At 67.7% G+C, this 14,155-nt stretch carries 13 protein-coding genes and 2 pseudogenes; 9 read left to right on the top strand and 6 right to left on the bottom strand.

The genetic code is table 11. From position 1 onward, the window contains the following. The first annotated feature begins 28 nt into the window (after nucleotides 1-28). Both ACO0LU_RS08085 and ACO0LU_RS08090 read left to right on the top strand, forming a co-directional pair. Nucleotides 29-1,120 (top strand): iron-containing redox enzyme family protein, encoded by a 1,092-nt coding sequence (locus ACO0LU_RS08085; RefSeq protein ID WP_424790865.1) that lies wholly within the window; start codon nucleotides 29-31, stop codon nucleotides 1,118-1,120. 20 nt (nucleotides 1,121-1,140) lie between these two features. After that, entirely contained in the window at nucleotides 1,141-1,392 is a 252-nt protein-coding gene (locus ACO0LU_RS08090; RefSeq protein WP_424790866.1) for a CDGSH iron-sulfur domain-containing protein, read from the top strand. On the opposite strand, the gene ACO0LU_RS08095 is transcribed toward ACO0LU_RS08090, so the two are convergent. From ACO0LU_RS08095 to ACO0LU_RS08105, 3 genes are read right to left on the bottom strand one after another with little or no spacing between them, the layout of a single operon-like run. Continuing rightward, entirely contained in the window at nucleotides 1,345-2,367 is a 1,023-nt protein-coding gene (locus ACO0LU_RS08095; protein ID WP_424790867.1) for an NAD(P)/FAD-dependent oxidoreductase, read from the bottom strand. The genes ACO0LU_RS08090 and ACO0LU_RS08095 overlap by 48 nt on opposite strands. A gap of 3 nt (nucleotides 2,368-2,370) precedes the next feature. Continuing rightward, nucleotides 2,371-2,901: an isoprenylcysteine carboxyl methyltransferase family protein gene (locus tag ACO0LU_RS08100; RefSeq protein ID WP_424790868.1), complete on the bottom strand. Its 531-nt coding sequence runs from the start codon at nucleotides 2,899-2,901 to the stop codon at nucleotides 2,371-2,373. After that, nucleotides 2,898-3,962 carry a type III polyketide synthase gene (locus ACO0LU_RS08105; protein ID WP_424790869.1) on the bottom strand — a complete coding sequence of 355 codons (1,065 nt, stop codon included), beginning with the start codon at nucleotides 3,960-3,962 and terminating at the stop codon, nucleotides 2,898-2,900. Before ACO0LU_RS08105 ends, ACO0LU_RS08100 begins: the two co-directional genes overlap by 4 nt. Nucleotides 3,963-4,035: 73 nt before the next feature. Here ACO0LU_RS08105 and ACO0LU_RS08110 point away from each other — a divergent pair, with 73 nt between their 5' ends. Both ACO0LU_RS08110 and dacB read left to right on the top strand, forming a co-directional pair. After that, nucleotides 4,036-4,839 carry a UbiA family prenyltransferase gene (locus tag ACO0LU_RS08110; protein ID WP_424790870.1) on the top strand — a complete coding sequence of 268 codons (804 nt, stop codon included), beginning with the start codon at nucleotides 4,036-4,038 and terminating at the stop codon, nucleotides 4,837-4,839. Between the two features lie 92 nt (nucleotides 4,840-4,931). Continuing rightward, a complete protein-coding gene (gene dacB / locus ACO0LU_RS08115; protein ID WP_424790871.1) occupies nucleotides 4,932-6,524 on the top strand; it encodes a D-alanyl-D-alanine carboxypeptidase/D-alanyl-D-alanine endopeptidase in 1,593 nt (530 codons plus the stop codon). Between the two features lie 278 nt (nucleotides 6,525-6,802). Here the strand turns inward: dacB and ACO0LU_RS08120 are convergent. Continuing rightward, nucleotides 6,803-8,121 (bottom strand): annotated as a pseudogene (locus tag ACO0LU_RS08120) (aldehyde dehydrogenase family protein); the annotation flags it as partial. 187 nt (nucleotides 8,122-8,308) lie between these two features. Between ACO0LU_RS08120 and ACO0LU_RS08125 the strand changes: the two are divergent. The 4 genes and pseudogenes from ACO0LU_RS08125 to ACO0LU_RS08140 form a co-directional block, all read left to right on the top strand. Next, a pseudogene (locus ACO0LU_RS08125) lies at nucleotides 8,309-8,626 on the top strand (FAD-dependent oxidoreductase); the annotation flags it as partial. A gap of 250 nt (nucleotides 8,627-8,876) precedes the next feature. After that, nucleotides 8,877-9,398: an FAD-dependent monooxygenase gene (locus ACO0LU_RS08130; protein WP_424790872.1), complete on the top strand. Its 522-nt coding sequence runs from the start codon at nucleotides 8,877-8,879 to the stop codon at nucleotides 9,396-9,398. Further along, nucleotides 9,385-9,921, top strand: coding sequence for a TetR/AcrR family transcriptional regulator (locus tag ACO0LU_RS08135; protein WP_424790873.1), 537 nt, complete (start codon nucleotides 9,385-9,387; stop codon nucleotides 9,919-9,921). The genes ACO0LU_RS08130 and ACO0LU_RS08135 overlap by 14 nt, the downstream gene beginning before the upstream one ends. 42 nt (nucleotides 9,922-9,963) lie before the next feature. Next, entirely contained in the window at nucleotides 9,964-10,806 is an 843-nt protein-coding gene (locus ACO0LU_RS08140; RefSeq protein ID WP_424790874.1) for an alpha/beta fold hydrolase, read from the top strand. 151 nt (nucleotides 10,807-10,957) lie between these two features. Here the strand turns inward: ACO0LU_RS08140 and ACO0LU_RS08145 are convergent, their stop codons facing one another. Continuing rightward, a complete protein-coding gene (locus tag ACO0LU_RS08145) occupies nucleotides 10,958-12,100 on the bottom strand; it encodes an MFS transporter (RefSeq protein ID WP_424790875.1) in 1,143 nt (380 codons plus the stop codon). Between the two features lie 140 nt (nucleotides 12,101-12,240). Here ACO0LU_RS08145 and ACO0LU_RS08150 point away from each other — a divergent pair, with 140 nt between their 5' ends. After that, complete coding sequence (locus ACO0LU_RS08150; protein ID WP_424790876.1) at nucleotides 12,241-13,137, top strand: LysR family transcriptional regulator; 897 nt, start codon at nucleotides 12,241-12,243, stop codon at nucleotides 13,135-13,137. A 3-nt stretch (nucleotides 13,138-13,140) separates the two neighbouring features. On the opposite strand, the gene ACO0LU_RS08155 is transcribed toward ACO0LU_RS08150, so the two are convergent. Continuing rightward, the gene (locus ACO0LU_RS08155; protein WP_424790877.1) at nucleotides 13,141-14,085 is read right to left on the bottom strand and encodes a sugar-binding transcriptional regulator; all 945 of its coding nucleotides are present in this window, start codon (nucleotides 14,083-14,085) and stop codon (nucleotides 13,141-13,143) included. Nucleotides 14,086-14,155 lie beyond the last annotated feature (70 nt).

Below are 14,155 nucleotides of genomic sequence, written 5' to 3' on the forward strand. Positions count from 1 at the left end.
CGGCGCGGCCCGATACGGGAGCGCAAACATGACTCAAGACACCCTCGGCGAGCAGGTCCGGACCGTGGCCGCACTCCCGCCGGGTTCAGCACCGTTCAGCCCCTTCTCACCCCGCGGGGAACTGAGTTCGTACCTGCTCAACCTCCTCAGCGGTCCTGGTATAGACGGAGTCGGTGAGTTGGCCACGATCGGTGACCACGCGCTCGCGCGCGCGGGTGAGGTCATCACCGACGACGATGTGCAACTGAGCCTGTTCGCGCTCTACAGCCTGGCCTACGGATCCTTCGACGAGTTCGGGGACCGGTGGGAGTGGTCCCCCGAATTGATCCGGCTGCGCACCGACCTCGAGCACGCCTTCGAGTCCGCGTTGCGGGAGCGGATCCGCCCTCCTGAGTTGCCGGCGGCCACTGCGGGGGCGGTTGCCGAGGCGCTGTTCGACTTGACCGCTCCCGGCCCCAGCGGTCCGAGCCTGTCGCGTTATGTGGCCAAGCACGCCACCGCAGAGCAGGCCCGGGAGTTCCTGGTACACCGCAGTATTTACACCCTCCGGGAGGCGGACCCGCACTCCTGGGCCATCCCACGCCTGACCGGCCGCGCCAAGGCCGCCCTGGTGGAGATCCAGGCCGATGAGTACGGCGGCGGCAATCCCGGACGGATGCACTCGGCGATCTTCGCCGGCACTGTGCGTGGGGCGGGCCTTTGCGACCACTACGGGCACTACGTGGACCATGTCCCGGCGGTCACGCTGGCCTCGCACAACCTGATGTCCATGTTCGGTATCAACGGCAGGCTGCGGGGTGCCGTGATCGGGCACCTCGCGGCTTTCGAGATGACCTCCTCGATCCCCAACCGGCACTACGGTGAAGGCTTCCGCCGGCTCGGGTTCGGACCGGAGGTGACCTGGTACTTCGATGAGCATGTGGAGGCCGACGCCGTTCACGAACAGATCGCCGGGCACGACATGGCCGGCTCGCTCGCCGAGGATGAGCCGGCACTCCTCGAGGACATCGTGTTCGGCGCCATGGCCTGCCTGAGGGTCGATGACTGGGTCGGGGCGCACCTGCTGGATGCCTGGCAGCAGGGTCGCTCCTCCCTGCGCAAGCCGCTGACCGATGCCTGACCCCGTGACGGAGGACCTGTATGAACCAGCCCCCTGAACCGAGCATCACCGCCTATCCGAACGGACCGCTCCTGGTCCGGGGTGGTGTCACCCTCCTCGGAGCCGATGGCACGCCCATCCCCATGGCGCGCCGGACCGTGGCACTGTGCCGCTGCGGGGTCTCGACCATCAAGCCGTTCTGCGACGGCAGCCACAAGGCGATCGGCTTCCGGACCGAGCCCTGCTCAGGCGCGTCCGACCTCGTTGACGGCGGCGGAGAACAACCACGGTAGGCGTTGGGCTGCCGATACCAGGTGCGGCCGGAGCGGGGAGGCGCCAGCAACCACGAGCGCCCGCGTCAGGATGGAGTGGCGGCGCACGATCCGGCGCCACGTCCGTTCATACCTGCCGGGACGGTCCTGCACGATCGCCTCGATCGCGCCCTGGGCCTGGGCGAGCGCCAGGCTGACGCCCTCACCGGTGATCGCATCGAGGTACCCACCGGCATCGCCGACCAGGAGGACGCGGCCGGCCACTCGCCGTCGGGCATGCTGGCGCAACGGTCCGGCGCCGCGCACCGAGGAGGCGGGCGCCGCCCCGGCCAGGCGCGCGCGCAGGTCGGTGAACTCGGCCAGCTGGGTCTCATAGGGTGCCCGTCGGCTGGTCAGGATCGCGATGCCGACCTCGTCCTCGGCAACCGGGGTCACATACGCCTCCGCGTGGGCGGACCAGTGCACCTCGACATGGTCGGTCCACGGCGCGAGGCGTACGTGCTGGCGCAACCCGTACCGTCCCGGCCCACGGGTGGGCCGGTCCAGTCCGAGCATCCGGCGCCCGGGGGAGTGCAGGCCGTCGGCCAGGATGAGGTACCCGGCGACGGTGCCATCGACGATGACGCCCCGGGCGTGGGATTCGACCGCCCGCACGCGGGTGTGCTCGATGGCGATACCGGCCTCGCGAGTGACCCGCAGCAGTGCGCGGTGCAATTCGGTGCGACGCACCCCGCGCCCCGGCGGGCCCAGGAAACGCGCCTCGGCCTGCCGACCCGGGGTGCAGTACCGCACTCCCTTGAGGTCCTGCCCCTTCGGGTGCACACCGAGTCGCTCCAGGTGGGCGATCCCTGCGGGCATCACGCCCTCCCCACAAGCCTTGTCGATCACGCCCTCGCGCGGCTCACGCACCACCACCGACATTCCGGCCGCGACCGCGTGCAGTGCGGTGGCCAGCCCGGCCGGGCCGCCACCGGCGATGACCAGATCAACGGCCACGCCTCAGCCCTGTGCCGGTGCTGCGGCGACGAGCGCGCGGTTCTCGGTCCGGATCCGCACGGTGAGCAGCGCGGCGTTGGCCACCGTGAACACCGCTGCGGTGATCCAGGCAGAGTGCACCAGCGGCAGGGCGAGGCCCTCCACCACCACGGCAACATAGTTGGGGTGGCGCAGCCACCGGTACGGGCCGCCCTGGACCAAGGGCAGCCCGGGCACCACGATCACCCGGGTGTTCCAGCGCGGTCCCAGGGAGGAGATGCACCACCAGCGCAATCCCTGGGAGCCCAGCGCCAGCACCAGCATCGTCACCCCGAGCACCGGCACGAACGGGGCCGGGGTCAACCAGACCTCCACCAGGGCGCCGGCGAGCAGCCCGGTGTGCAGCACCACCATCACCGGGTAGTGACCGGCACCGGCCTCCCAGCCGCCACGGGCGAAGGCCCACGCCGCGTTGCGGCGCGCGACGATCAGTTCAGCCACCCGCTCCAGCCCGACGGCCGCGATCAGCACGGTGAACAGGATCTGGGACGTCATCGGGCCTCCAACAGCACCAGTTCCAGGCTGAACCCCGGGCCCATCGCCATCATCAGGCCGGAGGTACCCGGCTCGGGCGAGCGGTCCAAGGCGGCCCGCAGGATGTGCAGGACCGAGGCCGAGGAGAGGTTGCCCACCTCCCGAAGGGATCGGCTGGTCAGTTCCAGGGCCGCGTGCGGCAGGCCGAGGGTCTCGGCGAGGGAGTCGATCACCTTCGGGCCACCGGGGTGGCACACCCACCAGCCCACATCGGCGATGGTCAGGCCGTTGCGGGCGAGGAAGGCCGCGACGTCGTCGCCCACGTTGTCGCGGACCAGATCGGGTACCTCCGCTCCCAGCACGATGCGCAGTCCGGTGCTGCCCACGTCCCAGCCCATGGCCTCGGCGGTTCCGATGTAGAGGCGGCTGGCCGAGTCCAGCACCCGCGGGCCGGTGCTGCTCGGCACGCTCGGGTGATCCGCTCCGGTCGCGATGAGCGCGCCACCGCCGTCGCCGAACAACCCACTGGCCACCAGGTTCGCTCCGGAGTCATCACCACGCTGGATCGTCAGGGAACACAGCTCCACGCTGATCAGGGCAGCAACGCCGTCGGGCCGTCCCCGCAGGAAGTCATGCAGCCGCGCCGTGCCTGCGGCGCCGGCCATGCACCCGAGGCCCACGATGGGCAGCCGCACCACGTCGGGGCGCAACCCCACCCGTTCGGCTATCCGCGCCTCAAGCGAGGGCACGGCAAGCCCGGTGATCGTGACCGAGACCACCAGGTCGACATCCTGCGGCGTCAGCCCGGCCTCCCGCAGGGCGTTGGTCAGGGCGAGGGCACCCAACTCGACGGCAGCTTCGATGAATGCGTCGTTGGTCTGCCCGAAATCGGACAGCGCGGCGTAACGCTCCAGGGGCAGTGCCAGGTGCCGGTAGTCAACCTCGCAGCCGCCGTGGATGCGCCGCAGCATGCGTTCGCCCGGGGCGTCCACTCCGATGATCGGCACCAGTGCATCGGTGAGCTGGCTCTGGCTGTACCGGTGCGCAGGAAGCACCGGCGCGACGGCGAGCACCTGTGTCATTTCTCGAGCGTACGGACATTCGCCAGGGTTCGCGTCCTGTGCCGGCGCGGGCGGGACCGCGTAGCCTCGGGGGGTGCGCATCGTCATCGCTCTGCTGCGTGCCACCCATCCCGCCCCTTCCGTGGTGGTCACCACCCTGGCGACGCTGCTGGCTGTGGAGGCAGATCACGACGCCGGGACCATCGCCGTCATAGCACTGGCGGTGCTGACCGGGCAGTTCACGATCGGCTGGTCCAACGACCTGCTCGACGCGGACCGGGACCGGGCTGTGGGGCGTACGGACAAGCCGCTGGCCACGGGCGAGTTGACCAAAGCGATGGTCGTGGCGGCTCTTGTCGCATCGGCGCTGGTGTGTCTCGCCTCGAGCCTGGCGCTGGGTTGGCCTGCGGCGTTGGCGCACCTGGTGCTGGTCGGCTCGGGCTGGGTCTACAACGCCGGACTGAAAGCGACGGTCTGGTCATGGGTGCCCTATGCCGCCGCATTCGCTGCACTGCCGGCCGTTCCATGGCTGGCGTTGACTCCCGCGATGCTGCCGCCCTGGTGGATGCTCGCCGTCGGTGGTCTGCTCGGGGTCGGAGCGCATCTGGTCAATGTGCTGCCGGACCTGAGCGATGATGCCGCCACCGGGGTGCGCGGGCTGGGCCACCGGCTCGGCGCACCTACCTGCGGGCGCCTTGCCGTCGTCGTTCTTCTCGCCGGTACGGCCGTAGGGGTGCTCGGGCCTGCGGGACCGGTGCCCTGGTGGGCCTGGGGGGTGCTCGCGGTCGCGGGGGTGCTGGCAGCCGCCTCGGTGGCGGCACCGCGCCGGTTGCCGTTCTACGGGGCGATGGCGATTGCGGTGTTGAACGTGGTGATGCTGCTGGCCAGGTCCGGCTGAAACCGCTCGAAAGACATTTACCATGGTTGACGACGTTTGGTTACCGCGCTACGGTCCGGGCGTCCCTTTCTTACGACGAAGTGAGGCACTCGATGTTGCGTGGATACAAGGCACCGCTGGGCGCGGTGGTGGCGCTGGCGGCCGGTGTGATCGCCGCACAGGCACCGATGACCGGCAACGACACCATGCCCAGCGGGGATGCTCCGGCCTGGGTCGAGGACGTCGACCGGATCCTGGCAGACTCCCGGTTGGACGGGGCGCTGGCCGGGGTGGTGGTCCAGGACGCCCGGACGGGGGAGCGGCTGTACGAGCACAACCCGGGTTATCGACTGATGCCCGCTTCGAACGTGAAGATGCTGACATCGGCGGCGGCGATGGAGTTGCTCGGGCCGGACTACACCTACACCACCACGGTGCTCACCGACGGTGAGCGGCGCGGGAACTCCGAGGTGGTGCACGGGGACCTGTACCTCAAGGGCGACGGCGACCCCACCATGCTGGAGCAGGACTACGCCGCGCTGGCGGAGCAAGTGGCCGACGCCGGTATCCGCCGGGTGCACGGGGACCTGGTTGCCGACGACACCCGGTTCGACAGTCAACGACTGGGCCCGTTCTGGTCCTGGGGCGATGAGGACTTCTACTACTCCGCCCAGATCTCCGCACTGTCGGTGGGCCCGAATGAGGACTACGACGCCGGCACGGTCATCATCGACACCGCTCCGGGCAGTGCCGGCGAGGCCGCTGAGGTCTCGGTCATCCCCGAATCCGACTACATCACCATCGACAACCAAGCCACCACCGTGGCGCCGGGCGGGTCGACCTCGATCAGCGTGACGCGTGAGCGGGGCTCGAACACCTGGACGGTCAGTGGCACGATTGCCGCGGACGCCGATGCCAGGCGGGTGTGGCGCGCGGTGTGGGAGCCGGCCGGCAAGGCCGCGGCGGTGTTCGACAGGGCGCTGCAGGACCATGGCGTCGAGGTCACCGGTGACATCCGGACGGGCGTGTCCACACCGAGCGGTGCCGAGGTGGTGGCAACGCACGAGTCGATGACGCTGACGGAACTGCTCAACCCGTTCATGAAACTGTCCAACAACGGCCACGGCGAAGTGCTCCTGAAGACCCTCGGCGATGAGGTCGCCGGCAGTGGCGACTGGTCCAGCGGCGCCGAGGTGCTTCGCGGCTACCTGGAGTCGTTGGGGGTGACCAGTGAGCTGCGTCTGGTGGACGGCTCGGGCCTGTCCCGCGGCAACCAGATCCCCGCCGGTGAGTTCGCCACCTTCCTGTACGAGGTGCAGGAGGCCGACTGGTTCGAGGACTGGTATGCCGAGTTCCCGGTGGCCTGCGCGGGGGAGCGGATGGTCGGTGGGACCCTGAACTCGCGGATGTGTGAGACCCCGGCCCAGGGGAACGTGCACGCCAAGACCGGAAGTCTGACCGGCGTGACCGCCCTGAGCGGCTATGTCACCGACGCCGACGGGCGTGACCTGGTGTTCGCGATGCTGTTCAACAACCATCTGGTGGGCATCGGCGACATCGAGGACCAGATCGCGGTGACCCTGGCGTCGCACTCCGAGGACGGTGGTGCGGCGGTTGCCCCGATGGCGATCGATCCCGCGAGCGAGTCCGACCCGGACCTGGAGTGCTCGTGGCAGAAGGGTGAGGCGGCCGCGCTGACCTGCTGAGGGCTCCCGGGCAGCCCGTCCGGCCCGGCATCGGTGCCGGGCCGGGCGTGCGGGCTTCTCAGATGCGGACGGCGCGGGACCGCCTCAGCCGTGGGCTCCGGTACCGAGCCAGCGACGGTTGCCCTCCCGGTCGCGCACGTACTCCGGCCACGGCAGGTGGGTCGGCGGCTGGAAGTTCGCCGGCAGTAGCGGCTCCATCCCCTCGGCTTCGGACCGCTCGGCGAACTCGGTCGCCGCCCGGGCGCGAGCGTCGTCGTCGCACAGCAGGTCGATGAAGGTGCCAGCAGGCCGAGTTCCCGCGCGGTCCCGGAGCGCTTCACACCGCCGAAAGGCAACTCGGGGCTATCGGCGGCCACGATGTTGATGAACACCATGCCCACGTCCAACTCGTCGGCCACTCGGTCCGCCTGCTGCTGGTCGGTGGTGAAGACGTAGGAACCCAGGCCGAACCCGGTGTCGTTGGCCAGTTCAATGGCGTCCCGCTCGCTGCTCACCCGGAACACCATGGCTACGGGACCGAAGAACCCTTCCCCGTAGGCGTTCATCTGCGGGGTGACGTCGGTCAGCACCGCCGGGGGGAAGAACGCCCCGGAACGTTGGCCGCCGAGCCGCAACGTGGCACCGTCGGCTACGGCACGGTCCAGTTGGTCCTGCAGGTTCCGGGCCGCCTGCACGGAGGACAACGGGCCAAGTTCGGTGTTCACCGACGTGGGGTCACCCGGTTCCACCGCCGCCATCGCAGCCTGGAACTTCTCCAGGAATTCGTCGTACAACTCCTCGATGATGATGAACCGTTTGCCGGCCGAACAGGCCTGCCCGGAGTTGTCCAACCGCGCCAGTAGCGCCGCTTGCACGGTGGCGTCCATGTCGTGAGTGGACAACAGGATGAACGGGTCCGATCCACCCAGTTCCAGGGCAACCTTCTTCAGGTGCCGCCCGGCAACCTCCGCGACCGCGGCCCCAGCCCGCTCCGACCGGTGAGCGACACACCCTGGACCCGGTCGTCGGCGATTACATCGGCGGCTTGGTCGTTGGTGAGGTAGGCGTTGACGTATGCCCCCTCGGGCAGACCTGCGTCCCGGTAGATCTGCTCGATCGCCGCAGCCGACTGGGGGCACTGCGGGGCGTGCTTGAGCAGGATCGTGTTGCCCACCACCAGATTGGGTGCGGCGAACCTGGCCACTTGGTAGTAGGGAAAGTTCCACGGCATGATCCCCAGCAGCACGCCCAGCGGTGCACGTCGCACCACCGCGCTTCCTTCTCCGAGGATGTCCACCGGTTCCTCCCGGGTGATCGCCTCGGCGTGGTCGGCATAGAAGTCGTTGACGTCGGCTGCGAAGTCGACTTCCTCGATCGCCTGCAGGTAGGGCTTGCCCATCTCCTGCACGATGATGCGGGCCAGGTCCTCCCGACGCTCGCGGTGCAGCCGGGCTGCCCGGCGCACCCCGGCGGCGCGCTCAGCCACCGGCGTCGCCCTCCACGTGCGATACGCTTCAGCGGCAGCAGCGATCCCCGCCTCCACCTGCTCACCGGTGAATGCTGGGAACGAAGCCACCTGCTCACCCGAGGCTGGGTTGATCACCTGATACTGGCTCATCACGGGCTCCGATTCCGTCGATGGGGACGCAGTTACTGTACCGAGGGTCCGCAGTTCAGTCGTGGCGGGAGCCCGCGCCAACGGCCAGCCGTCGGGCGGCCCGCGTCAGCGCCTGGTGCTACCTCGCCCCAGCGCCTGACACTACTGATTAGGTTAATGCGTACTATAAACGTAGTACTATCTGGGGATGACCGGACGGGCGATCATTGTCGGGGCTGGCATCGGCGGACTCGCCGTGGGCAGGGCGTTGCTGGCCACCCGGTGGCGGGTGGAGATCCTGGAGAGGGCCGACGGCTTACCGGAGGCCGGGACGGCCCTGGGGATGTGGCCCGAGGCCATCGCAGCGCTGGACCGCTTGGGCGTAGGAGATCGGGTGCGCGAGGCGGGCGTCGCCCAGCACGGTGCGACCTTCCGACGCCCGGAGGGGACCACCTTCGCCCGGATCACCTCGCGTGAACCCGCCTATCTCATCTCGCGGCCGGCACTGCACCGCATCTTGTACGAGGGCGCACTTGAGGGCGCAGTCCGCTGGGCCACGCCCGTGGAAGACGCGGCCAATCTGCCCGAGGCCGACCTGGTGATCGGAGCCGACGGCATCAACAGTCGCCTTCGAACCATGGTCGCCGGCCGAACGGTGGATCCGCGGCCGTTGGGTGCGGTGGCCTTCCGGGGTGTCGTCCCCGGTCGGGTCGAGGCAGCGTGCGAGACCTGGGGGAGAGGGTCGGGTCTTCGGCGTCACACCCCAGGAGGCGGGGATGACCAACTGGTTCGCCTCCGTGCGCGAGGACGTTCTGGCCGAGCAGCCGAGCTACCGAAACGTCGCCGAACTTCTCACCGCCCTCTTCGGCGACTGGCACCCGATCGTGCGCGAGGTGGTAACCAGACTTGATCCGGTCGACATCGACCAGCGGGTGCTCTACGACATGCCTCCGATTGGCTCCTTGAGTCGTGACCACAGGGTCATCCTCGGTGATGCCGCCCACGCGATGGCTCCGAACGCGGGCCGGGGCGCCTGCGAGGCCATCGTCGACGCCGTCACCCTCGCGGAGAGCCTGAGCACGGCAGGTTCGACCACGCAAGGTCTGCAGGACTTCGATCGACGACGGCGCCGGGCTGGGCAACGCATGGTCAGGGCCTCCCGGGTCCTCAGCCGCATATCGACGGCCAGACGCCTTCCGACGGTCAGGTATCGCGCCATGAACGTACTGTCGCGTTTCGCCTCAACAAGGCAAGCAGACGACAACGGCAACGACGAAGGGCGCCATGGGCACACGTGACCAAGCGCTGAACGCATCCGTCGAGCTGCTCGGCACTCAGGGAATACGTGCCCTCACTCATGGGCGGGTCGATGCGGCCGCTGGCCTACCGAAGGGCTCCGCATCCAACCACTTCCGTACCCGCGCAGACTTGCTCCACGCTGTCGTCGACCATCTCGTGGCGACCGAGCAGCACACCTTCGCCGCAGAGGGCCCGCCGCAGAACGTCGATGATCTCGTGGCATCACTCAGCACCTTCATCCGCGAGGCCACCGGACCACAGCGCACCCTGACCGCAGCGCGCCTCGCCCTGTTCACCGAGGCCTTCCACGACCCAGAGGTACGAGCCGTGCTCGCGGCGGGTCGCAGCCAGGTCGAGAGCGCGGCAGCCAGGGTCCTGGAAACGCTGGGCTTCCCACAACCCTTTGCCACCGCGCGCCGCGTCCTCACTCAGGTGGACGGCGCGATCCTGCATCACCTCGCGTTCGGCCCGGACGCCGGTCCCGAAGAGGTCGAGGCCTCACTGCGGGCATGCTTGACCTGAGTGCAGCCACACCCGAAAGAACCTCAGAAGTGGAAGGAAGACATGGACGCTTTCCCACATATTGAGCCGGTGCAGGTGCCCAGGGCCGGTACCGTGCTCGAAGCCGAGGTGCACGGACCGTCGCGCGGGCCGCTGGTTGTTTTCACCCATGGCGGGTGGATGGACCGCCGCATGTTCGACGGCCAGGTCCAGCCAATGGTCGCAACTGGATATCGGGTCCTGCTATGGGATCTCAGGGGCCATGGCGCGTCCGTCCCGCACGGCCTGGACGAACCAACTGCCGATGATATGAGTGCGGATCTGTTGGCTCTGCTGGATGAGGTCAACGGCTCGGACCGTGCCGTACTGGTGGGCCAGTCGTTGGGTGGGATGGTCTCTCAGCGAGTCGTCCTGGAGAGTCCCCAACGAGCCGCCGGACTTGTGACTATCGGCGCCCCGTGCATCAACCCCACCGGCCGAGGCGTCAAGGCACGACTGCGTCTTGCCTGGCGGCTCTCCGGGATGATCGGCGCGTTGCTGCCAACCCGGCTGATCCGCAAGCAACTGCCACAGGGCACCGCAACAACATCAGGGGCCCGGGAGTATGTGCGTGCCACTACATCGGGTGTCACCCGGGAAGACTTTGGCAGGCTTGTCGATGTCTCTCGCGGCGCTGGAGACGGACTGCAGGGCAAGCGGTTCGCTGTGCCCGTCCTTGCCACCCGAGGGGCGCTTGATGCCAGTGCGGCCGGTCGGCTCACAGCGATGACCGCGAGGCGGTGGCCGGTCGACGGTGGGCGCTTCCACTATGAGGAGATCCCCGAGGCCGGTCACCAAGCGCACCAGGACAACCCCGAAGCGTTCAACAGACTCCTGCTCGCCTTCCTCGCCGAACTGGCACAGTGATGCGTTCTTGGTGCACCGACGGCGTTCACCACGAAGAGTGGTTCGCAGCCTCGAGAAGATCCAGTCGGTAGCCGGTCCCGAGGACCTGGCCCGATGGCGACGCCCGGCCATCCCGGCGTCCTGGGACCGCTGGTGCGGCAGGACAACTAGGTCAGTTCAGTGGGTTGAGGACCGTTGCGCTGCGGTGACGACGGCGCAGGTGCAGCCCTGCCGTCGTGGTTGCGATGGCGGCGATGGCGATGCTCATCAACAAGAATGCGCCAACGTAGCCAGTGTTGCCGAGAGTCCACCCCAGCACGAGTGCGCCGGCTCCGAGTCCGCCGTCGTAGGCCATGTTCCATAGGGTGCTAGCCGTGCCGGATCGAGAAGGTCCGAGACGGTGGAGCGTCAGCACAAAAGTGTCGTTCTGGCTGGCGCCGAACCCGGCCCCGATCATTGCCGCCGCGACGAGTAGTACCGATGGGGTGCCGCGGAGGGCTTCGGAGGTCAGGGCCAGTCCGCCCGCTACCAGCAGTGCGGAGATTAGCGAGAGATTTCCGGGTCGAGTTCGGTCACCGATGACGCCGGCTCCGAGTCGTCCGACGATCAGCATCACGGAGGCTACGAGCAAGGCGACGGAGGCTTCTGCTGTGCTCGGCCCCGAGATCGGCAGGAATGTTGTGGTTGCTCCGAAGGCCGCGGCGGTGAGTAGAAGAAGCCCGATCGGAGTGGCTATCCGACCTACGTTGCGGACCGAACCGAGCGTGAATCTACCGCGAGCCCGGGCGGGGAGCATGAGGGAGAGTCCGGCGCCTACGAGACAGGCACCTCCCGAGAGCCAGAACACCAGGCCGAAGCCGAAGGCCTGTGCGGCCCAGGGCCCACCGGCCAACGCAACCAGGTTGGGCAGTGCGGCCGCAGTCCCGTAGAGAGAAGCGGATGATGAGAGGCGGCCTGTCCTGGCAAGGTCAGCAGCCAAAGTGGCACCAGCGATCACGACCAGCGCAAAGCCGAGGCCACGGATGATCGTGAGGGCACTAATGGCCCACATCTGCGCGGAGAGGATGTAGAACGGGGCGGGCACGCCGAGAAGGAGTGCGCCGAGGACCATCATCTCGCGCAGCCGGAACAGTTTGAAGATCAGGGGTGCCGCACATTGAGCAACCACGGTGGCGCCCATCATCACTGCTGTGGTGCTTCCCACCGCAAGGCCCCCGGCTCCGCCGCTGGACGCCCACATCGGTACCACCGGCAGCAACGCCGCGTAGTTGAGAAACGTCAGGACGGTCACCGTCAGCAACGCCGTTCTCCCCATTCCTCCTGGGGTGGTACCTAGCGTCGCTTCGTTCTGCTGAGGGCTTGGTCCGCTCATAGTTCTACAGTGAGACCGGGACCGGTATCGCGTCCAACGATGAATGGCGATCGTTCATATCGCCATTCCTGATAGGAGGGGTAATGGATACTCGTCTGTTGCGGAGTTTCTTGGCCGTGGCACGCCTGCGCAGTTTCACGGATGCGGGCTTGGAACTGGGTTACACCCAGTCCACGGTGACCAGTCACATCCAGAAACTTGAGCACCAGTTGCACACGAGGCTGCTGGATCGCCTGCCCAGCGGAGTGCACGTTACCGAGGCCGGGGCACAGTTGATTCCCCGCGCTGAAGACGTACTGGACGCACAGGGCCGGCTGGAAGCCGTCGCCACTCACGATGACGACGACGTCCGAGGCACCGTGCGCATGATGGCGCCGGAGTCATTGTGTACTTACCGGCTACCCCCCGTCGTGACCGTTCTGCGAGAGACGGAACCGGGTATCGATATATGGCTGACGCCCGGGGGAATCAGTCAAGCTATGGAGCACGTCCGGCGAGGTACGGTCGACCTCGCACTCACATTGGAGCCCAGCCTTCCCGCCTCGGAGTTGAGATCAGAGTTGCTCGGACATGAGGCACTGGTTCTGCTCACCGGCCCAGGCAGGGCACCTGACGGCCCCGTCACTTGGGAACTGCTTGCGCGCCAGGATGCGCTACTCATCGAGGAGGGATGCGGCTACAGCGACAACATCGCCACCAATCTCCGTCACTACGGTGAGACCGCCGGGCGCCGGTCTCATTTCGGCAGCATTGAGGCCATCAAGCGATGCGTGACAGTCGGGTTGGGCTGGGCCGCCCTCCCGGCGATCGCCGCCACCGACAACATCAGCGACGGCCTCCTCCACGTGCTTGATGGACCGAGACTGCCGGACTGCGAGGTCCACGTACTACTCCACCCGCGCCGCTACCTCACCCCGGCAAGCGCTGTGGTGCTCAACCAGTTGCGCCACATCTGGGCATCCACGCAGGACTCTCCATAGGAACTAGGGTCCAATCCGTCCAGGCCCCTCCATCGCATAGCGCGCCGTTCGCACATCTGTGACCAGCACATCGATCAGCCCGGACCGCAAGGCGGCTCGGACAGCCTTGCGCTTCCCGGGACCGCCGGCCACCCCCATCCGGACCGGTATCGCAGCCAACTGCTCGGTCGTGATGCCGATGACTCGGCCCTGGATTGCGTCGACCACCTGGCCGTCGGCATCGAGGAGGGTGGTGCCGATCTCCCCGACGACGCGTTCCCGTAGCGATCTCAACTCACCCAGTTCCTCCAACTGTGTGGCAAGCAAGGACCCGTCGGGCCAGCCACCGATCGACAGCACTGCCTTGTCGAGGTGCTCCAGTTTCCGCAGGGATCGCGCCACGCTGGGTTGAGATGCGATCACCCGTGCGGATGACTCGTCGGTGGTGACGAAAGGGCCATGCAGCGGGTACAGGCTCCCCGCCAGTGCACCCAGGGACATGATCCCCTGCATGCCCTTCTCCCAGTCGGTGGCAGCAACACCAGTCACCTGCACGAGATCACAGGTGGGAAACTGGGTGATCGCCTGGCACAGTTCGGCAATGGTGCGCCCAGGCGTGACGCCGACGACGTCGTCCTCGTGCACGGCTTCTGCGACCACCCTGGCGCCTACGCGCCCCAGTTGCTCACGGACCGCCACAGGCTCATCGACTGAGGTCGCCACCACGACGGCGCTCCGCAGACCGAACCGCCGCGCGAGCGCATACGACATCTCGGTATCAACGTGGTCCGGTACGTGCAGGCGCACCTCCACCAGACCGAGATTGCGTGCTTCTTTTACCATACGAGCGACTTTGAACCTCGAGATGCCCAGCTCCTCGGCTATTTCGATGAGGGACCGTCCGTAGCGCAGATGCTGCATCGCGGCATAGGCGCAGCGCATTTGTGTCTCCAACTGCACTTTGCTCATATGAGCACTGTACGCACACTTACGAGCAGTTGGTCTACCTTGTGGGATCACGCGAGTAAAGCCGCTCGCG

It is taken from the genome of Pseudactinotalea sp. Z1748 (genome assembly GCF_049725185.1).
Taxonomy (GTDB): Bacteria; Actinomycetota; Actinomycetes; order Actinomycetales; family Beutenbergiaceae; genus CALKWS01.